Source organism: Mesorhizobium sangaii (assembly GCF_014207355.1).
GTDB lineage: Bacteria > Pseudomonadota > Alphaproteobacteria > Rhizobiales > Rhizobiaceae > Mesorhizobium > Mesorhizobium sangaii.
The window spans coordinates 283,482-302,102 of sequence record NZ_JACHEF010000008.1; the positions used below are offsets into that span (position 1 = coordinate 283,482).

Genomic DNA, 18,621 nt, shown 5'->3' on the forward strand with positions numbered 1-18,621 from the left:
ACTACAGCACTTTTGATTTTGCGCATGATCCTTTCAGAAAATCGATTCCGATTTTCTAGGTCATGCGTTAGACCGGTCCAGCGGAAATTCCCGTCACCGGTCGGGTGCGAGGCATAGGGTGCGGGCGCGCGAGCGAATGGCTGACCTGGACGCAGAGCAGAGAGGCATGGCGCAAGGCTTGGCCGTCCGGCTGTGGAACAGCCGCTGGCTGCTGATCGCCGGCGTCGTCGCGATTGTCGCCGTCTATGCTTTGGCCGCGATATCCGGCTTTGTTATCCTTGCGGCGCTGGCGCTGCTGCTTGCAGCGGCAATGCTGCCGGTCACCGGCACGCGCCAATCGGCCGAGAGTGCCGCGGCGATCGAGGCAATCGGCCTGCAACGGCTCTCCGGCGAATATCTTGCGGCCGCCGTCGCCGACCCGCTGATCATCTTCGACCGGACCGCCACCATCGTCCACGCCAATGCCGCCGCTTTTGCCGCCTTCGGCGGGATTGCGCCCGGTCTGTCGCTGTCGCTGAAATTCCGGGCGCCGGAAATGCAGGCTCTGCTGGACGGCGTGCTGTCGGGTAATGTCGCCTCTGACGTCGTCGACTATACCGAGAAGCTGCCGGTCGAACGGGCCTACCGGGTGAGCGCCTCCTCGGTCGGCCACGGCACCGATCTCTATGTGCTGGTGTTCAAGGACCAGAGCGAAGCGCGCAGGATCGACCGCATGCGCGCCGATTTCATCGCCAATGCCAGCCACGAACTGCGCACGCCGCTCGCCTCTATCTCCGGCTTTATCGAAACGCTGCGCGGACCGGCCCGCAACGACCCGGCGGCCCGCGATCAGTTCCTGCAGATCATGCAGAGCCAGACCGGCCGCATGGCGCGTCTGATCGACGATTTGTTGTCGCTGTCGCGGCTCGAGATGAAGCCCTATCTAAAGCCCGGAACCGAGGTCGACCTGCGTGAGACGGTCGACAGCGTCATCGATTCGCTCGGGCCGCTAGCCACGGAAAACAGCGTTGTCATTGAACGGGATTACGCCGACGGGCCGCTTGATGTGCCGGGGGATGGCGACGAGCTCTTCCAGGTTTTCGAGAACCTCCTGGAAAACGCCTGCAAATACGGGCAGTCGGGCGGCCGCGTCGTGGTGTCGATCGCGCGCGGCGATGCCGGCTCAGAGCCAGGCATCGACGTGACCATCAGGGACTTTGGCCCCGGCATTCCCGAAGAACACATTCCGCGCATCACCGAGCGCTTCTATCGCGTCGACGTCGAGACCAGCCGTACCCAGAAGGGAACCGGCCTCGGTCTGTCGATCGTCAAGCATATCCTGACCCGCCACAATGCCCGGCTTTCGATCAAGTCCGAATTCGGCAAGGGCGCTGCCTTCTCGGTTCATTTGCCGACGCACTGATACTGCCCTAGTTTTGCACTGGATCGTTTCTTTTTTCTGTCATCCGGCTAGCGTATCAGCGGGGATTCGAGGAAACGACTCAAAAACAAGACATTCCGTGGGAAGGCATTCGCCATGCAGTCCGTGCATATCATGAGCGCCTATGACGAAGAGCTGAAATATCTGTCGAAGCGCATCGCGGCGATGGGCGGCCATGCCGAGCGTATGGTCGAACAGGCGGTTGCCGCCCTCGTCAATGCCGACCCCGGCCTCGCCCAGAAGGTTATCCGAGACGATGCCGTGCTCGATGAAGGGCAACGCGAAATCGACGACAAGGCGATCATCATCATCGCCAAGCGTCAGCCGATGGCGACGGACCTGCGCGAGATCGTCGGCGCCATCCGCATTTCCGCCGACCTCGAACGGGTGGGCGACCTCGGCAAGAACGTTGCCAAGCGGGTGGGCGCCGTCACCGACGGCCGCCAGCCGACCAGCCTGTTCCGCGGCCTCGAGGCTCTGGCCAATCTGGCGCTGACCCAGCTCAAGGAAGTTCTCGACGTCTACGCGTCGCGCTCGGTCGACAAGATCGGCTTCGTGCGCGACCGCGACGACCAGATCGACGCCATGTACACGTCGCTGTTTCGCGAATTGCTGACCTACATGATGGAAGACCCGCGCAACATCACGCCGTGCACGCATCTGCTGTTTTGCGCCAAGAACATCGAGCGCATCGGCGATCACGCCACCAACATCGCCGAGACCATCTACTACATCGTCACCGGTGAGCAGATGCCGGCTGAGCGGCCGAAGGGCGACAAGACCGACAAGATCAGCCTTTCCGTGACGCCTCCGGTTAATTGAACGGTCGCGCTCTCGAACCATCGTCCGAATTGCGCTAGACTTTCCGGGCTTTCCTGTATCCTCGTCCGTGGATTGGCTTCGGGAGGTTGTGATGGAAAATGTTCGGAACCTGACTCCGGCGCCTGCGCCGACATCCGGCATTATCGCTTGCGGCGTCTACACGGCCGGGCGTCGCATTGCCGACATTCCCATCGAGGAAGCCGGCGAATGGGCGAAAAAAACCGGTCATGTCGTCTGGATTGGCCTCCTCGAGCCCGATCGCAACCTGCTGCTTCGCGTCCAGGCACAGTTTCATCTGCATGAACTGGCGATCGAGGATGCCGAGCACCCGCACCAGCGGCCGAAGATCGAGCAATATGGCGACGCCTTGTTCATCGTCGCCCGCACCGCGCAACTGATCGACGGCCGGGTCACCTTCGGCGAGACCCATTTGTTCGTCGGCAGCGGCTACATCGTCAGCGTCAGGCATGGCCCGTCCACGTCCTATGCCGCCGTGCGTCAGCATTGGGAAAGCTGCCCGCATTCGCTGGCCAAGGGCGAGGATTTCGTCCTCTACGCCATTCTCGATTTCATCGTCGACAATTACATGCCCGTGCTCGAGCAGATCGAGGACGAGGTCGAGGTGATCGAGGACAGGGTCCTGCTGAAGCCGATGACCGGTCCCGACATCGAGCGGCTCTATATGCTGCGCCGCGATCTTTTGCGCTTGCGCAATGCGGCACTTCCGCTGGTCGAAGTCTGCCGCCGGCTGACCAGTGCCGACCTGCCGCAGATCCACACCGCCATGCATCCGCTATTTCGTGACGTGACCGACCATATCCGCACCGTGCAGGAAAAGATCGACAGTCTGCGCGAGGTGCTGGCGTTTGCCTTCGAGGCCAGCCTTCTGGTCGGCCAGAGCCAGGAAACGGCGATCTCCAAGAAACTCGCCTCCTGGGCCGCCATCTTGGCTGTGCCGACGGCATTCGCCGGCATTTACGGCATGAATTTCAGCGACATGCCGGAACTAAAGATGGAATACGGTTACCCGGTGGTGCTGGCCACGATCGCGCTGATCTGCTCGTTTCTCTACTGGCGCTTTCGCAAGAATGGCTGGCTGTAGAGAGAGGTGAATAGGGAGTAGGGCAGTAAGGCAGTAAGAGAGTATGTCGACAATCGCCGAGACAGGGCACTCATGAAGTGCTGGTCTTTACCTACTCCCTTACTGCCCAACTCCCCTATTCCCTTACCTGCTTCCCTTACCTGCTCCGCCGCCGCTCCGATGCCGGCTGGAACGCCACGCGGGCGTGGTACTTGCAATAGGGGCCGGTTTCGGCGGCTTCGTTGCCGCAGAAATTGAAGTCCTCCGAAAGCGGATCACCGTTCGGCCATTTGCAGGTCCGCTCGGTCAGCTCGACGAGCTGCAGATGCCGTGAGATCGGCACCACGACATTCTCGACCGGGCGGATATAGTGGCGTGCCACCGGTTCGGCGTCGAACTGCGTCTGCAACGCCGTGGCGCCGATCGATGTCGTGACATGGCGGACGGCGCTCGCGGCGCGCGACACCGATTTCTGAACGGTCGATCCTTGCGCCGCCTTCTTCTGGCGTGCCGGCGTGGCGGTCGACCGCCCACGGCCCGACAGTTTCAGCCGGTGCACCTTACCGATGACCGCATTGCGGCTGACCCCCCCAAGCTGCGCAGCAATCTGGCTTGCGCTCAGACCCTCGGACCACAGTTTTCTGAGAAGTTCTACCCGCTCGTCAGTCCAGTTCATGAGACCGCTCCTGCTAAGCGTGCGGCAATCGGAATCCACTCCCGGCCCGGCAACATTTGCCGGGGCAGACACCACATATATCTGGTGATTAGGTCCGCCGCACGAAATCTAGTTATTTCTTGACTACAACTACTCTATGCGCTGACTCGGTGACAAGAGTCCCAAGTGCAACACGAATCGGTTTTTTAGGTTTTCCCCAACTTGCCCGGTCGCTCGTGAGCCGGCGCTGCGTCGGAGGGCTTGCCGCGGGGCACTACGCGACGTTTTCGTTGACTTCATGGCCGAAAAACACGATAAGCCGCACAGGCCGCCGCTTTGGCGGCTTTTTTGATTTTCCGGTACCGGAGACGCATATAATGAGCGGTTCGGCGCTTTACGAGACCTTTGCTCGCGCACCCCTGGCCTTCGACCATGGGGAAGGCACCTGGCTGGTTACCGACAAGGGCGAGCGATATCTCGATTTCGCCGGCGGCATCGCCGTCAATTCGCTGGGCCATAGCCATCCGCATCTGGTCGCCGCACTGACCGAGCAAGCCGCGAAGCTCTGGCATGTTTCCAATCTCTACGAGATTCCGGGGCAAAGCCGGCTCGGCGAGCGGCTGGTGGACGCCACCTTCGCCGACAAGGTGTTCTTCACCAATTCCGGCGCCGAGGCGCTGGAATGCGCGATCAAGACGGCGCGGCGCTACCATTTCGTCAAGGGACATCCCGAACGCTTCCGCGTCATCACCTTCGAGGGCGCCTTCCACGGCCGCACGCTGGCGACCATCGCGGCGGGCGGTCAGTACAAGTACCTTGAAGGGTTTGGCCCCAAGGTCGAGGGCTTCGACCAGGTCGGCTTCGATGATATCGATGCGGCCGAAAAGGCGATCACGCCGGAGACCGCGGCGATCCTGATCGAGCCGGTACAGGGCGAGGGCGGCATCCGTCCGGTGCCGACGCAATCGCTGAAGCGGCTCAGGCAGTTGTGCGAACAGCACGGCCTGCTGCTGATCTACGACGAGGTGCAGTGCGGCATCGGCCGAACCGGCAAGCTGTTCGCGCATGAATGGTCCGGCGTCACGCCCGACATCATGGCGATCGCCAAGGGCATTGGCGGCGGCTTCCCGATGGGCGCCTGCCTTGCCACCGATGAAGCGGCCATTGGCATGACGTCCGGTGTGCATGGCACCACTTTCGGAGGCAACCCGCTGGCCATGGCGGTCGGCAACGCCGTGCTCGACGTGGTGCTGGAAGACGGCTTCCTCGAAGATGTCCAGCGCAAGGCGTTGCTGATGAAGCAGGGGCTGGCGGCGGTCGCCGACGAGTTTCCCGAGGTCATCGAGGACATCAGGGGCACCGGGCTGATGCTCGGACTCAAATGCGCCATGCCCAACACCAAGGTGAACATGGCATTGCGCGACCAGCATCTGCTGGCTGTTCCGGCCGGCGACAACGTCATTCGCCTGTTGCCGCCGCTGACCGTCACCGATGCCGAGATCCACGACGCGCTCAACCGCATCCGCGCCGGCGCCAAGGGCCTGGCGGAGGCGATCGCCGCCGCGGCCGCGAAGTAATCCCGGAACCATTGCTGATGTCAGTTCGCCATTTCACCGATCTTTCCGCCGTTTCCGAAGGCGATCTGCGCTTCATGCTTGACGATGCGGTGGTGCGAAAGGCTCGCCTCAAGGCTGGCGAGCGGACCAAGCCGCTCGAAGGCAAGGTGCTGGCGATGATCTTCGACAAGCCCTCGACGCGCACCCGTGTGTCCTTCGACGTCGGCATGCGCCAGCTCGGCGGCGAAACCATCATGCTGACCGGCACCGAAATGCAGCTCGGCCGCTCCGAGACCATCGCCGACACCGCCAAGGTGCTGTCGCGCTACGTCGACGCGATCATGATCCGCACCACCTCGCATGAGCGATTGCTCGAACTGACCGAGAACGCCACTGTTCCGGTCATCAATGGACTGACCGACGACACCCATCCCTGCCAGCTGATGGCCGATATCATGACCTTCGAGGAGCATCGCGGTCCGGTTGCCGGCAAGACCATCGCCTGGACCGGCGACGGCAACAATGTGCTGCATTCGCTGCTCGAAGCCTCGGCGCGGTTCCGCTTCAACCTCAACGTCGCCGTGCCCGAAGGCAGCGAGCCGGAGCAGAAGCATATCGACTGGTCGCAGGCGCATGGCGGCAAGCTGCACTTCACCCGCTCGCCCGAGGAAGCCGTCGACCAGGCCGACTGCGTCGTCACCGATTGCTGGGTGTCGATGGGCCAGGAGCATCGCGCCCGCGGCCACAACGTGTTCTCGCCCTACCAGGTCAATGCCAAGCTGATGGCGAAGGCCAAGCCGGAGGCGCTGTTCATGCACTGCCTGCCGGCGCATCGCGGCGAGGAAGTGACCGACGAGGTCATTGATGGGCCGCATTCGGTGGTCTTCGACGAGGCCGAGAACCGGCTCCATGCCCAGAAGGCCGTGCTCGCCTGGTGTCTCGGCGCTTGATCTCTGGGGGTGTGATGCCTATCTGCGCCGCATCACGCAAATCAAGCGCGTTTCGAAGCATGCGCCCTCCAGGGCGGCATGGCCGCGCCCTGGAGCTTTGTCATGTTGGAAACCTATCAAGTGACTGAACATCACCCCAAACTCGGCGAATTTGGCTACGCCGGCGACGATCACGTTGTGCCCTTCGAGGTCGGCCCGCTCGATGTGCGTGGCCGTACCGTCCAGCTCGGGCCGATGCTCGACGCCATCCTTAGCCGTCACGACTATCCCGAGCCGGTCGCCCGCCTGCTGGCGGAAGCCTGCGTGCTGACTGTGCTGCTCGGCACCTCGCTGAAGTTCGAGGGAAAGTTCATCCTGCAGACCCGCACCGACGGGCCGGTCGACATGCTGGTGGCGGATTTTTCCACGCCCTCGGCACTGCGCGCCTATGCCCGCTTCGATGCCGACCGGCTGGAGGCGCTGGTCGCGGCAGGTGAAACGTCTCAGCAGACGCTGCTCGGCAGCGGCGTCCTGGCGCTGACCATCGACCAGGGCGCCCACACGCAGCGCTATCAGGGTATCGTCCAACTCGATGGCGAAACGCTGGAAGACGCGGCCCGCACCTATTTCCGCCAGTCGGAGCAGATCCCGACCGATATCAGGCTTTCGGTGGCCAAGCTGCTGACGCCTGGCGTCGGCGGTGCCCGCGAGCAGTGGCGTGCCGGCGGCATCCTGGCGCAGTTCCTGCCGCAGTCGCCCGAGCGCATGCGCGTTCCGGACCTGCCGGGCGGCGATGGCGATCCGCGCGAGGAGATCCACGATCCGGCCGACAATTCCTGGCAGGAACTGCTGGCATTGCTCGGCACTATCGAGCCGACCGAACTGATCGACCCGACGATCGGCGCCGAGCGGCTGCTCTACAGGCTGTTCCACGAGCATGGCGTGCGCGTCTTCGGCGGCGTACCGGTCGCCGACCAGTGCTCATGCTCGAGGGATAAGATCCGCGGCATCCTCGAGGGCTTCTCGGCGCAAGAGATCAAGGACAGCACCGAAGATGGCGGCATCCACGTCGCCTGCGAATTCTGCTCGAAGCAATATGACTTCGATCCGGCGGAATTTGCGGCGGCGCAGTAGAGAACGCGCCTCACTGGCTGCTTGGCGGCCGGTGAGGCGAAGCTAGTTCACCGTCCGCCGCGTCCCCGGCAGATCCAGCGAGAAGGCGGGGATGGCGATGTCGAACGTCTCGCCCCGCTTGTTGCGCATCGTGTAGTGCCCGACCATGATGCCGGACGGTGTCGAAAGCGGGCAACCGGACGTGTATTGATAGCTGTCGCCGGGATTGAGTTCGGGCTGGTCGCCGACGACGCCGGGACCGCGCACCTCCTCGACCCGGCCGGTGCCGTCGGTGATGTGCCAATAGCGCGACAACAGCTGCACGAACTCGTCCGACTGGTTGTCGATCGTTATCTGATAGCCCCAGACATAGCGGTTCTCCGACGGATCCGAGCGGTCCTCCAGATAGAACGGCCTGACCTGCACTTCGATGTTGCGCGTCACGGCGCGGTACATAAGCGGCTCCAAAACAATCCAGGTCGAACTGTCCTCGCTCCGAGCGAGCAGGTCAACGTGCGCGTCTTGTCGCGCCTGGCCTGAAAGGCAGGTGCCGGCAAAGAATGTCATTTAAGTGACACATGACAATGGTGGTGTGCACGAAGCGGGCGACTCGGCGCTCTGTCGAACTGTTGAAAACGGCCATCACGCGGGCCGTCTTTTCTGGAGTGGCCAGGTCTCGATGGAACTCATCCTCATAGCCGCCTCGCTTTCGATCGCTCTCATCCTCTCAAACCTCGCCAGCATCCTGCTCGCCGCTTCGCGTCTGAAGCGGCGCCGCACCATCGCGCCGCCTGCCGGCAAGCCGCGGCCGGTGTCGATTATCGTGCCGTCGCGTGGCGTCGAGCCGTTCACGCACGAGACGCTGGAGCGCGCCTTCTCGCTCGACTGGCCGCGCTACGAACTGGTCTTCTGCGTCGCCCATGCGGACGATCCGGTGGTCAGGCTGATCCGTGCAGCCATCGCCCGTTTTCCCAAGGTGCCGGCACGCCTGCTGATCGGCGACGACCGCATCAGCGCCAACCCGAAACTCAACAATTGCGTCAAGGGTTGGGAGGCGGCGCGCCACGATTGGGTTGTCCTGGCCGATTCCAACGTGTTGATGCCGAGAGACTATGTCCAGCACCTGATGGCTGCGTGGCGGCCGGACACCGGCCTTGTTTGCTCGACGCCGATCGGCTCGCGACCGGCTGGCTTCTGGGCCGAGGTCGAATGCGCTTTCCTGAACACGCTGCAGGCACGCTGGCAATATGCCGGCGAGGCGCTTGGCCTCGGCTTTGCCCAGGGCAAGAGCATGCTTTGGAACAAGCCTATGCTCGACGCCAGTGGCGGCATCCGTGCCCTTGCCGCCGAGATCGCCGAGGACGCTGCCGCGACCAAGCTGGTCAATGGCCTTGGCCTGCGCGTCAATCTCGTCGCCGCGCCCTTCGAGCAACCGCTCGGCCGGCGCACCTTTGACGAGATCTGGTCGCGTCAGGCCCGTTGGGCCCGCCTGCGCCGCGTCACATTCCCGCTGTACTTCGCACCCGAAATCCTGACTGGCGCGGTGGTGCCGCTGCTGCTTGCGCTGGTTGCGGCATCGGCTGCAGGCGTCAGCCTCTGGGCAACGGCCATTGCCGTGCTGTCGGCCTTCTACCTTCCGGAATGCGCCCTGGCCTGGTCCAAGGGCTGGTACCTGTCGCCGCGCATGGTTGCGGCGATCATGATGCGCGACCTGATCCTGCCGGCGATGTGGGCGCGCGGCTGGCTTGGCGGCGTCGTCGACTGGCGCGGCAACGCGATGACCATTGGCACCAAGGCGGCCGAGCTGGAAGAGACGCCGTCCGGCGCCTGAAGGCCAAAGACCTTTTACTTGGCCGACTTCAGCGCCTGTTCGATGTCTTCCAGAAGATCGTCGGTATCCTCCAGGCCGACCGACAGCCTGAGCGTGCCCGGCCCGATGCCGAGTTCGGCGCGGGCCTCGTCGCTCAGATTCTTGTGCGTCGTCGTCGCCGGATGGGTGATCAGGCTCTTTGCATCGCCGAGATTGTTGGAGATCAGTACGATGTCGAGCGCGTTCTGCAAGGCGAAGGCAGCCTGCTTGCCACCCTTGACGTCCAGGCAGATCAGCGTCGAGCCGCCCGACATCTGCTTTTTGACGATGGCCGCCTGCGGGTGGTCGGCGCGGCCGGGATAGATGACGCGGGCGATTTCGGGCCGCCCGGCCAGGAAATCCGCGATCTTGCCGGCGCTTTCCGTCTGCTGGCGAACGCGCAGCGGCAGCGTCTCCAGCCCCTTCAGCAGCGTCCAGGCATTGAACGGCGACAGGCTCGGGCCGGTGTGGCGGAAATAGTCGTGCAGGTTCTCGTCGATCCATTTCTTGTCCGACAGGATGACGCCGCCGAGACACCGCCCCTGGCCGTCAATATGCTTGGTCGCCGAGTAGACGACGATGTGCGCACCGAGCTGCAGCGGCTTCTGCTGCAGGGGCGTGGCAAAGACATTGTCGACGATCAGCCGCGCACCGATCGAATTGGCAAGCGTGGCAACCGCGGCGATGTCGACCACTTCCAGCGTCGGGTTGGTCGGGCTTTCCAGGAAGAACAGCTTGGTGTTCGGCTTGACCGCCTTTTCCCAGTTGGCGATGTCGGTGCCGTCGACCAGTGTCGCCTCGATGCCGTATTTCGGCGCCAGCGTCTCGACCACCCAGCGGCAGGAGCCGAATAGCGCGCGCGCCGCCACGATATGGTCGCCGGCCCTGGCGCTGCACAACAGCGCGGCCGTCACCGCGGCCATGCCCGATGCGGTGGCGCGCGCGTCCTCGGCGCCTTCGAGCGCGCACATGCGCTTTTCGAACATATCGACGGTCGGATTGGCGTAGCGCGAATAGATGAACCCCGGCTCCTCGCCCTTGAAGCGGGCTTCGGCGGCCTGCGCCGTTTCGTAGACATAGCCCTGGGTCAGGTACATCGCCTCGGAGGTTTCGCCGAAACCGGAACGCAGGGTTCCGCTATGCACGAGTGTCGTTTGAGGCTTCCAGTTACGCTTCTTAGTGCTCATCGCTTTTGTTCCAGACACAAAAAAACCGGCCGCGAAAGTCGCAACCGGTCCATACGGCCTTGCGGCCCGACGGTCCTTTAGCGACTTGTTTAACGTGGCTGCAAGCCGACCGGCCAAATCACCACGGGATAACGACCCTTTAGACCCGCGCCACGCTTGCGTCAATTGCCGGCTTGATTAAGAGGTTTGTACCAAGCAGGTTCCGCAAAACTGTTCCACCGTTTTGCGGCAAGAACCTGCGAACAGAAAATCGCCTGGCCTAGGAGTGGAGCCTTGCGGCAGACAGGCATTCTTCCCGATCAGGACATTTCGGCGCTGTTCCAGTCCGGCGCGCTAAAGTCGGCGCGCGCGTTCGATGCCGATCAGATACAGCCGGCGAGCCTGGATCTGCGGCTCGGCGACAAGGCCTGGCGGGTGCGGGCCTCGTTCCTGCCGGGTCCCAACCACAAGGTTTCGGAAAAGCTCGACCGGCTGCAGCTGCACGAGATCAATCTTGCCGAGGGCGCGGTGCTGGAGACAGGCTGCGTCTATATAGTGCCCTTGCTTGAAAGCCTGGCATTGCCGGCGGACATTTCGGCTTCGGCCAATCCGAAGAGTTCGACCGGGCGGCTCGACATCTTCACCCGCGTCATGACCGACCGCGGCCACGAGTTCGACAAGATCGCCGCCGGCTATCACGGCCCGCTCTATCTCGAGGTCAGCCCGCGCACCTTTCCGATCGTCGTGCGCACAGGTTCGCGTCTGTCCCAGATCCGGTTCCGCACCGGCAATGCACTGCTCTCGGAAGCCGAGCTGCATGACCTGCATCGCGCCGAGATGCTGGTCGCAACCGAGCCGCCGAACATTTCCGGCGGCGGCATCGCACTGTCGATCGATCTCAACGGCGATCAGAACGGCCTGGTCGGCTATCGCGGCAAGCATCACACCGGTCTCGTCGATGTCGACAAGCGCGCGGCACAAGAGGTCGTCGACTTCTGGGAGCCGATCCACAAGAGCGGCGCCGGTGAGCTGGTGCTCGATCCCGATGAATTCTACATCCTCGTCAGCCAGGAAGCCGTGCATGTGCCGCCGCTCTACGCCGCCGAGATGACGCCGTTCGATCCGCTGGTCGGCGAGTTCCGCGTCCACTATGCCGGCTTCTTCGATCCGGGTTTTGGCCACTCGGCGTCCGGCGGCACCGGCAGTCGCGCGGTGCTCGAAGTGCGCAGCCACGAAGTGCCGTTCATCCTCGACCATGGCCAGATCGTCGGCCGGCTGGTCTACGAGCATATGCTGAAGCGGCCGCAGGCTCTCTACGGCACCGATCTCGGCTCCAACTACCAGGCGCAAGGCCTGAAGCTGTCCAAGCATTTCCGCCCCGCGCGCTGAACCCAATTCCCGTCGCGCAATAGACTTGCCTGCGCTGGCTCGTCATGCTTGGCTGCCTTTCTGGTCGCCAAGCTGGCGGCGTTCAAGGGGAACCAAGAAAATGCGGATTTCGAAATGGATCATATCGGCAGCAGGTGCTGCCGTGCTGGTGATAGCGGCCGGCTCTCTGTCGGCGCAGGCTGCTGAGAAACTGAAGATCGGTACCGAGGGTGCCTATCCGCCGTTCAACACCATCACCCCGGACGGCAAGGTCGTCGGCTTCGATATCGACATCGCCAATGCGCTGTGCGCGCAGATGAAGGTCGAGTGCGAGATCGTCACCCAGGACTGGGACGGCATTATCCCCGCCCTGCAGGCCAAGAAATTCGATGCCATCATCGCCTCTATGAGCATCACCGAGGAGCGCAAGAAGCAGGTCTCCTTCACCAACAAATATTATACGACACCACTCGCGCTGGTGGCGCCGAAGGATACCGAACTCACCTCGACCGAACCGGCAGCGCTTGCCGGCAAGACGGTCGGCGCCCAGGCTTCGACCACGCAGGCCGACTATGCCCAGAATGTCTATGGCAAGGCAGGCGCGGAGGCCAAACTCTACCCGACCCAGGAAGAGGCGATCACCGACCTGACGAACGGCCGTCTCGATGCCGTCATCTCTGACAAGTTCGTGCTGGTGGACTGGTTGAAGAAGGCAAGCGACGGCTGCTGCAAGCTGGTCGGCGACGTCAAGGGCACGGAGACCCAGGCCGGCATTGCCGTTCGCCTGGAAGACACCGCGCTGCGCGACAAGTTCAATGCGGCGATAGACGCCATCGTTGCCGACGGCACCTACAAGAAGATCCAGGCCAAGTACTTCGACTTCGATATTTATTGAGGCCGGCTGCAGCTCGGTCAGCCGCGAAACAGATGCTCTTTTGCGGCGCCGAGGCATGCGTGAAAACGGCCGATAAAGAGCAATTCTCGCACAGCCAACCGCTTCCTACCCCAGAAAGCGATGGTCTGCTTCTCCTCGTCAAGCGAGGCCCTTGATCCCGCCCCCAAGGGAAACAGCTGCTTGTCCAGGCACCCGAAGACATGGGCCCTGGCGGAATCGATGCCGCAGGCTTTGGCACTATCGTTCAATCTGTTGCTGCGAAGTGCCGAGGTCATCCGATCCGCATTGCGTATCAGGAACCCGATCTGCGCTCTCGAGTATCCCGTGCTCAGAAGCCGGTTCGTCATCGCCGTACGGGCTTCGCGATAGGATTTTGCGCTGCATTGTCCCGCACTGTAGGCCACTGAAGGAGAGGCGAAGACGATCGCCAGGACTACGGATGCAAGACCAAGTCGCATGCCCATCGCCCGATCCTTCTGGCGCCTGGCCTCAAAGCGCCTTCACCGCCACCTTCACCGGCTGCTCGATTTCGAGTGGATTGCGTAGCGGCAGGCCAAAATCCTTGGCCTCGATCTCGAACACATCGCCGGCCTCTGTCTTGATGCCGTCGGCAAAGGACAGCGTCGCCGTTCCGAACATGTGCACATGCACGTCGCCCGGCTGGCGGAAGGCCGCATATTTGAAGTGGTGGTGTTCGAGATTGGCGATGGTGTGCGACATGTTCGCTTCGCCAGACAGGAACGGCTTTTCCCACAGCACCTCGTTGTTGCGATAGATGCGCGAGCTGCCGCGGATGTCGGCGGGCAGGTCGCCGATCAGGATCTCCGGCCCGAACGCCGCGTTGCGCAGCTTGGAGTGGGCCAGGAACAGATAGTTCACGCGCTCGGTGACGTGATCGGAAAATTCATTCGACAGCGTAAAGCCGACGCGGAACGGCGCGCCATCGTCGCCAATGACATAGATGCCGGCCACTTCCGGCTCTTCGCCGGCGTCCTTGGCGAAGGCCGGCGACAACAGCGCGGCGCCTGGCGCCACCGCCATCGTACCGTTGCCCTTGTAGAACCATTCCGGCTGCACGCCGATCTGGCCTTTCGCCGGCTTGCCGCCCTCCAGCCCCATGCGGAACATCTTCATCGAATCGGTCAGTTCCTCCTCGCCGTCGGTGCTCAGCTTCTTGTGCATGGAATCGCGCGTCGCGGCCGATCCGAGATGCGTCAGTCCGGTGCCGGTCAGATGCAGGTGCGCCGGATCGGGGTGGTTGATCGGCGACAGCAACCTTCCCTTCTTGTAGGCGGCATCGAGATCGATTGTCTCGCCAAGCCCCTTGCGTTCGATCAGCGCGACGAGGCCGACGCCGGTCCGGGCGGCCTCCATCGCCAGCGAATAGACGCTGCGCGCGCCATTGATGATGCGGGTCTTGCCGCCGTTGCGGGCAACGACACGGATGGTCTCGGCGTCATCGAGAATTTGGGAGATCAGCATGATGAATCCTCTCTCATTTGCCTTGGCAGGGGCTGCCGGAACGGCAAACCTTGCCCAGCGCGGCCGGGACTTCGTCCATGCCACGGGTGAAATTCTCCATTCGGATTGCGCTCGCGAGCCTGGTCAGGGGGACTTCGTTTCGTGCCGCCGTGCAGCGCCGCGATGTGACCCGTATGCCTTCCTGTTTCCCTCAGCCCTTGTTCTTGTTGTAGACGTCGAACACCACCGCGCCGAGCAGCACCAGGCCTTTCACCACCTGCTGCCAGTCGACATTGACGCCCATGATCGACATGCCGTTGTTCATCACGCCCATGATGAAGCCGCCGACCACAGCGCCGATGACCTGGCCGACACCACCCATCGCCGAGGCGCCGCCGATGAACACCGCGGCGATGACGTCGAGCTCGCTGCCAAGGCCTGCCGCCGGCACCGCCTGCCCAAGGCGCGCCGCGATGATCAGGCCGCCAAGCGCCGACAGCACGCCCATATTGACGAACACCATCAGGGTCAGTCGCTCGGTCTTGATGCCCGACAGCTGTGCCGCCTTGGCATTACCGCCCATTGCGTAGATGCGTCGGCCGATCGTCATGCGTTTGGTGACGAACACGAACAGTGCGATCAGCACGCCCATCACCATGAGAACGATCGGCAGGCCCTTGTAGGTGGCGAATTGATAGACCAGGAACAGCGCCAGCGCGCTGGTCACCAGGGTCTTGACGACGAACAATGCGAAGGGCTCGGCTTCGTAGCCATGCTGCTCGCGTGTACGCCGTGCCCTGAGCCCGAAATACGCATAGGCGAGCACGGCGACGACGCCGATCAGGATCGTCGTCATGTGCAGTGTCAGGCCGCTGCCGATGATGGTCTTGCCGGCGGCGTTCACCGTCGGCGGGATCAGCGTCAAGGGGCCGATCACGTCTGGAATGAAGCCGGAACTGAGCGCCTTGAAGCCATCCGGAAGCGGCCCCACGGAAGACCCGCCACCCAGTAGCGCCTGGCAGATGCCGCGGAAGATCAGCATCCCGGCCAGCGTCACGATGAAGCTCGGTATTCGGTGATAGGCAATCCAGTAGCCTTGGGCCGCGCCGATGCCGCCGCCGATGATGAGGCAGATGATCGACACAACCAGCGGATTGCTGAGGGGGCCAAGCGGCCAGATGACCATCATCATTGCCGCCAGCGCGCCGATGAAACCGGCGACGGAGCCGACGCTGAGGTCGATATGGCCCGAAACGATCACCAGAAGCATACCCAGCGCCATCACGATGATGAAGCTGTTCTGCTGCACCAGATTGCTCAGGTTCACCGGCTTGAAGAGCGTGCCGGACGTGGTGAACTGGAAGAACACCATGATGGCGATCAGCGCCAGGATCAGGCCGTATTCGCGCAGATTCGTGATCAGCGCCGAGACGGCCACACGCGGCCCCTGCTGCACATCTTCGGCAACGCCGCTTTTCGGCGCGGGAGCGCTTTCGGTGGTCATGATGCTTTTCCTTCTCCCCGAACGATGGCGCGCATGATCTTTTCCTGGCTGGCGTCGCTCGCCGCCATTTCGCCGACGATGCGGCCTTCGTTCATGACGTAGATGCGGTCGGTAATGCCGAGCAGTTCTGGCATCTCCGACGAGATGACGATGATCGCCTTACCCTCGGAGGCGAGGCGGGCGATGATGGTGTAGATTTCATACTTGGCGCCGACGTCGATGCCGCGCGTAGGCTCGTCGAGGATCAGCACTTCCGGATTGGCGAACAGCCACTTCGACAGCACCACCTTCTGTTGATTGCCGCCCGACAGATTGCCGGTCATCTGATAGACGCTGGACGAGCGGATGTTGGTCTTGGCCTTGTAGTCATTGGCGACGGCAAGTTCGCGCAGGTCGTCGATTACGGCGTGGCGCGACACGCCGGGTAGGTTGGCCAGCGTGATGTTGTGCTTGATGTGATCAATGAGATTGAGACCGTAGGTCTTGCGGTCCTCGGTGACGTAGGCAATGCCGTGTTCCACCGCCTTGCTCACCGACGAGACATCGATCGGCTTGCCCTTGAGCAGCACCTCGCCAGTGATGCGGCGGCCATAGGAGCGGCCGAACAGGCTCATCGCGAATTCGGTGCGTCCGGCGCCCATCAGCCCGGCGATACCCACCACCTCGCCCTTACGGACATTGATATCGATGCCCTTGATCACTTGCCGCTCTGCATGGATCGGGTGATAGACCGACCAGTTCTTCACCTGGAGCACGACCTCCCCGATCTTGGGCTCGCGCGGCGGATAACGGTCGTCGAGCGAACGGCCGACCATCGAGGTGATGATGCGGTCCTCCGAAATGTCTTTCTTGGCAAGTGTTTCGATGGTCCGTCCGTCGCGGATGATGGTGACCTTGTCGGCGACCCGGTTCACCTCGTTGAGCTTGTGCGAGATCAGGATCGAGGTGATGCCTTGCCGCTTGAATTCGAGCAGCAGGTCGAGCAGTGCCTGGCTGTCTTTTTCGGACAGGCTCGCCGTCGGCTCGTCGAGGATCAGCAGCTGCACTTCCTTGCTGAGCGCCTTGGCGATCTCGACCAACTGCTGCTTGCCGACGCCGATATTGGTGATCAGCGTCTTGGGGTCCTCCTTGAGGCCCACCTTCTTCAGCAAGGCGCTGGTACGAGTCTCATTGGCATTCCAGTCGATGATGCCAAATCTGGCGTGTTCGTTGCCAAGGAAAATGTTTTCGGCGATCGACAGCATCGGCACCAGCGCAAGCTCCTGGTGGATGATGACGATGCCCTTGTGTTCGCTGTCGTGAATGCCCTTGAAATGGCATTCCTCGCCACGGTAGACGATCGCGCCATCATAGGTGCCGGACGCATACACGCCCGACAGCACCTTCATCAGCGTCGACTTGCCGGCGCCGTTCTCGCCGACCACGGCATGGATCTCGCCTTCCTCGACGCTGAGGTTGACGTTCGACAGCGCCTTCACGCCGGGGAACGTCTTGGTGATGTCGCGCATCTCCAAAATCGTCGAGGCCATGGGAACTACCGCTCCTTGAGAGGTCGGCAAACACTGCCGGCGAGGTCGGTAACAATACCGGGCCCGCTGGTGAACGAAAAGGGGCCCTGCGTTGCGCAGGACCCCTCGATTTGCAACCGGATTACTTCAGCTCGTCAGCCTTGATGTAGCCGGAGTCGACGACCAGCGCCTGGTAGTTCGACTTGTCGACTTCGTGCGGCGTCAAGAGGATCGAGGGAACGACCTTGACGTCGTTGTTGTAGGTCTTGGTGTCGAGGGCATCCGGCTTGCCACCCGAGAGCACCTTGTCGACGAGCTCAACGGTCGACTTGGCCAGTTCGCGGGTGTCCTTGAACACGGTCGAGTACTGCTCGCCCGAGATGATCAGCTTGACCGAGGCGGTCTCGGCGTCCTGACCGGTCACGATCGGCCAGGGCTGAGCGTCCGTGCCATAACCGACAGCGCGCAGCGAGGCGGTGATACCACGCGACAGGCCGTCATAGGGCGACAGAACGCCATCGACGCGGCTGCCGTCCGAGTAGTTGGCCGAGAGCAGATTGTCCATGCGGGCCTGGGCGGTTGCCGCCAGCCAGCGCAGGGTGCCGACCTTGTCCATGCCTGTCTGGCCGGACTTGATCTTGATCGAGCCGTCGTCGATCAGTGGCTGCAGCACGGAAATCGCGCCATTGTAGAAGAAGAAGGCGTTGTTGTCGTCTGGCGAGCCGCCGAACAGTTCGACGTTCCACGGCTTGGTGTTCGGGAAACGCTCCTTGAGGCCCTTGACCAGGGAATTCGCCTGTATGACGCCGACGCCGAAATTGTCGAAGGTCGTGTAGTAGTCGACATTGGCGGTCTTTTTGATCAGGCGGTCATAGGCGACGACGACGACGCCGGCGTCAGCGGCCTTCTGCAGCGCGTCCGACAGGGTGGTGCCGTCGATCGAGGCGATGATCAGCGCCTTCGGGCCCTTGGTGATTTCGTTCTCTAACTGGCTGAGCTGGTTTGGAATGTCGTCCTGCGCATATTGCAGGTCGACGGTGTAGCCCAGAGCCTCGAGCTGGGACTTGACGGCATCGCCGTCATTGATCCAGCGCTGCGAGGTCTTGGTGGGCATCAGCACGCCGACGAGGCCTTTGTCGGCTGCGTAGGCGGTGGCCGACATGGCCGCGATGCTGACCGCCAAGGCGGCGACTAACGTCTTGATGATTTTCACTTAACTCTCCCTGGTTGATGGACGCGGCACCCCGGGGGTCGCGGGCCGCGCAATCGTGCAGAAGCGCCAAGGCACTGCTGC

Annotated in this window: 17 protein-coding genes and 1 riboswitch; of the genes, 9 read left to right on the top strand and 8 right to left on the bottom strand. The window is 62.6% G+C overall.

All coding sequences use genetic code 11. The annotated features are described in order from the left end of the window. Nucleotides 1-136 precede the first annotated feature (136 nt). The 3 genes from HNQ71_RS31015 to HNQ71_RS31025 all read left to right on the top strand — a co-directional run bounded on the left by HNQ71_RS31015 (nucleotide 137) and on the right by HNQ71_RS31025 (nucleotide 3,344). Entirely contained in the window at nucleotides 137-1,402 is a 1,266-nt protein-coding gene (locus HNQ71_RS31015; protein ID WP_184877676.1) for an ATP-binding protein, read from the top strand. Between the two features lie 114 nt (nucleotides 1,403-1,516). Then, the gene (gene phoU / locus HNQ71_RS31020; RefSeq protein WP_184877678.1) at nucleotides 1,517-2,242 is read left to right on the top strand and encodes a phosphate signaling complex protein PhoU; all 726 of its coding nucleotides are present in this window, start codon (nucleotides 1,517-1,519) and stop codon (nucleotides 2,240-2,242) included. 91 nt (nucleotides 2,243-2,333) lie between these two features. After that, nucleotides 2,334-3,344 (top strand): magnesium and cobalt transport protein CorA, encoded by a 1,011-nt coding sequence (locus HNQ71_RS31025; protein ID WP_184877679.1) that lies wholly within the window; start codon nucleotides 2,334-2,336, stop codon nucleotides 3,342-3,344. A gap of 136 nt (nucleotides 3,345-3,480) precedes the next feature. On the opposite strand, the gene HNQ71_RS31030 is transcribed toward HNQ71_RS31025, so the two are convergent. Beyond that, a complete protein-coding gene (locus HNQ71_RS31030; RefSeq protein WP_095082299.1) occupies nucleotides 3,481-3,999 on the bottom strand; it encodes a GcrA family cell cycle regulator in 519 nt (172 codons plus the stop codon). Nucleotides 4,000-4,355: 356 nt separating this feature from the next. On the opposite strand from HNQ71_RS31030, the gene HNQ71_RS31035 reads away from it, so the two are divergent. The 3 genes from HNQ71_RS31035 to HNQ71_RS31045 all read left to right on the top strand — a co-directional run bounded on the left by HNQ71_RS31035 (nucleotide 4,356) and on the right by HNQ71_RS31045 (nucleotide 7,597). Further along, nucleotides 4,356-5,555, top strand: a complete 1,200-nt coding sequence (locus tag HNQ71_RS31035) for an aspartate aminotransferase family protein (protein WP_184877681.1) — start codon at nucleotides 4,356-4,358, stop codon at nucleotides 5,553-5,555. A gap of 17 nt (nucleotides 5,556-5,572) precedes the next feature. Beyond that, complete coding sequence (argF, locus tag HNQ71_RS31040; protein ID WP_184877684.1) at nucleotides 5,573-6,484, top strand: ornithine carbamoyltransferase; 912 nt, start codon at nucleotides 5,573-5,575, stop codon at nucleotides 6,482-6,484. A 78-nt stretch (nucleotides 6,485-6,562) separates the two neighbouring features. Beyond that, a complete protein-coding gene (locus HNQ71_RS31045) occupies nucleotides 6,563-7,597 on the top strand; it encodes an Hsp33 family molecular chaperone (RefSeq protein WP_184877686.1) in 1,035 nt (344 codons plus the stop codon). 42 nt (nucleotides 7,598-7,639) lie between these two features. On the opposite strand, the gene apaG is transcribed toward HNQ71_RS31045, so the two are convergent. Then, the gene (gene apaG, locus HNQ71_RS31050) at nucleotides 7,640-8,032 is read right to left on the bottom strand and encodes a Co2+/Mg2+ efflux protein ApaG (protein WP_095084266.1); all 393 of its coding nucleotides are present in this window, start codon (nucleotides 8,030-8,032) and stop codon (nucleotides 7,640-7,642) included. Nucleotides 8,033-8,255: 223 nt separating this feature from the next. On the opposite strand from apaG, the gene HNQ71_RS31055 reads away from it, so the two are divergent. Continuing rightward, the gene (locus HNQ71_RS31055; protein ID WP_184877688.1) at nucleotides 8,256-9,407 is read left to right on the top strand and encodes a ceramide glucosyltransferase; all 1,152 of its coding nucleotides are present in this window, start codon (nucleotides 8,256-8,258) and stop codon (nucleotides 9,405-9,407) included. Nucleotides 9,408-9,421: 14 nt separating this feature from the next. Here HNQ71_RS31055 and HNQ71_RS31060 read toward each other — a convergent pair whose 3' ends face one another. Continuing rightward, on the bottom strand, nucleotides 9,422-10,612 hold the full coding sequence (locus HNQ71_RS31060) for an O-succinylhomoserine sulfhydrylase (RefSeq protein ID WP_184877690.1): 1,191 nt from the start codon (nucleotides 10,610-10,612) through the stop codon (nucleotides 9,422-9,424). A gap of 57 nt (nucleotides 10,613-10,669) precedes the next feature. Then, nucleotides 10,670-10,747: riboswitch (SAM riboswitch) on the bottom strand. A gap of 138 nt (nucleotides 10,748-10,885) precedes the next feature. On the opposite strand from HNQ71_RS31060, the gene HNQ71_RS31065 reads away from it, so the two are divergent. Together HNQ71_RS31065 and HNQ71_RS31070 are read left to right on the top strand one after the other, a co-directional pair. After that, complete coding sequence (locus HNQ71_RS31065; protein ID WP_095082272.1) at nucleotides 10,886-11,980, top strand: 2'-deoxycytidine 5'-triphosphate deaminase; 1,095 nt, start codon at nucleotides 10,886-10,888, stop codon at nucleotides 11,978-11,980. Nucleotides 11,981-12,080: 100 nt separating this feature from the next. Next, entirely contained in the window at nucleotides 12,081-12,854 is a 774-nt protein-coding gene (locus tag HNQ71_RS31070; protein ID WP_184877692.1) for an ABC transporter substrate-binding protein, read from the top strand. Between the two features lie 17 nt (nucleotides 12,855-12,871). On the opposite strand, the gene HNQ71_RS31075 is transcribed toward HNQ71_RS31070, so the two are convergent. The 5 genes from HNQ71_RS31075 to chvE all read right to left on the bottom strand — a co-directional run bounded on the left by HNQ71_RS31075 (nucleotide 12,872) and on the right by chvE (nucleotide 18,540). Continuing rightward, nucleotides 12,872-13,318 (bottom strand): hypothetical protein, encoded by a 447-nt coding sequence (locus HNQ71_RS31075; protein WP_184877694.1) that lies wholly within the window; start codon nucleotides 13,316-13,318, stop codon nucleotides 12,872-12,874. Between the two features lie 25 nt (nucleotides 13,319-13,343). Further along, complete coding sequence (gene araD1 / locus HNQ71_RS31080) at nucleotides 13,344-14,336, bottom strand: AraD1 family protein (protein WP_184877696.1); 993 nt, start codon at nucleotides 14,334-14,336, stop codon at nucleotides 13,344-13,346. Nucleotides 14,337-14,526: 190 nt separating this feature from the next. Then, nucleotides 14,527-15,819, bottom strand: coding sequence for a multiple monosaccharide ABC transporter permease (gene mmsB, locus HNQ71_RS31085; RefSeq protein WP_184877698.1), 1,293 nt, complete (start codon nucleotides 15,817-15,819; stop codon nucleotides 14,527-14,529). Continuing rightward, nucleotides 15,816-17,348, bottom strand: coding sequence for a multiple monosaccharide ABC transporter ATP-binding protein (gene mmsA, locus HNQ71_RS31090; protein ID WP_184877699.1), 1,533 nt, complete (start codon nucleotides 17,346-17,348; stop codon nucleotides 15,816-15,818). Before mmsA ends, mmsB begins: the two co-directional genes overlap by 4 nt. 121 nt (nucleotides 17,349-17,469) lie before the next feature. After that, nucleotides 17,470-18,540 carry a multiple monosaccharide ABC transporter substrate-binding protein gene (gene chvE, locus HNQ71_RS31095; protein WP_184877702.1) on the bottom strand — a complete coding sequence of 357 codons (1,071 nt, stop codon included), beginning with the start codon at nucleotides 18,538-18,540 and terminating at the stop codon, nucleotides 17,470-17,472. Nucleotides 18,541-18,621: the final 81 nt, after the last annotated feature.

Bases quoted from the DNA above. Each gene is read 5' to 3' on its own strand.
- HNQ71_RS31015 (WP_184877676.1), top strand. From the start codon at position 137: ATGGCTGACCTGGACGCAGAGCAGAGAGGCATGGCGCAAGGCTTGGCC.
- phoU (WP_184877678.1), top strand. From the start codon at position 1,517: ATGCAGTCCGTGCATATCATGAGCGCCTATGACGAAGAGCTGAAATAT.
- HNQ71_RS31025 (WP_184877679.1), top strand. From the start codon at position 2,334: ATGGAAAATGTTCGGAACCTGACTCCGGCGCCTGCGCCGACATCCGGC.
- HNQ71_RS31030 (WP_095082299.1), bottom strand. From the start codon at position 3,999: ATGAACTGGACTGACGAGCGGGTAGAACTTCTCAGAAAACTGTGGTCC.
- HNQ71_RS31035 (WP_184877681.1), top strand. From the start codon at position 4,356: ATGAGCGGTTCGGCGCTTTACGAGACCTTTGCTCGCGCACCCCTGGCC.
- argF (WP_184877684.1), top strand. From the start codon at position 5,573: ATGTCAGTTCGCCATTTCACCGATCTTTCCGCCGTTTCCGAAGGCGAT.
- HNQ71_RS31045 (WP_184877686.1), top strand. From the start codon at position 6,563: ATGGCCGCGCCCTGGAGCTTTGTCATGTTGGAAACCTATCAAGTGACT.
- apaG (WP_095084266.1), bottom strand. From the start codon at position 8,032: ATGTACCGCGCCGTGACGCGCAACATCGAAGTGCAGGTCAGGCCGTTC.
- HNQ71_RS31055 (WP_184877688.1), top strand. From the start codon at position 8,256: ATGGAACTCATCCTCATAGCCGCCTCGCTTTCGATCGCTCTCATCCTC.
- HNQ71_RS31060 (WP_184877690.1), bottom strand. From the start codon at position 10,612: ATGAGCACTAAGAAGCGTAACTGGAAGCCTCAAACGACACTCGTGCAT.
- HNQ71_RS31070 (WP_184877692.1), top strand. From the start codon at position 12,081: ATGCGGATTTCGAAATGGATCATATCGGCAGCAGGTGCTGCCGTGCTG.
- HNQ71_RS31075 (WP_184877694.1), bottom strand. From the start codon at position 13,318: ATGGGCATGCGACTTGGTCTTGCATCCGTAGTCCTGGCGATCGTCTTC.
- araD1 (WP_184877696.1), bottom strand. From the start codon at position 14,336: ATGCTGATCTCCCAAATTCTCGATGACGCCGAGACCATCCGTGTCGTT.
- mmsB (WP_184877698.1), bottom strand. From the start codon at position 15,819: ATGACCACCGAAAGCGCTCCCGCGCCGAAAAGCGGCGTTGCCGAAGAT.
- mmsA (WP_184877699.1), bottom strand. From the start codon at position 17,348: ATGGCCTCGACGATTTTGGAGATGCGCGACATCACCAAGACGTTCCCC.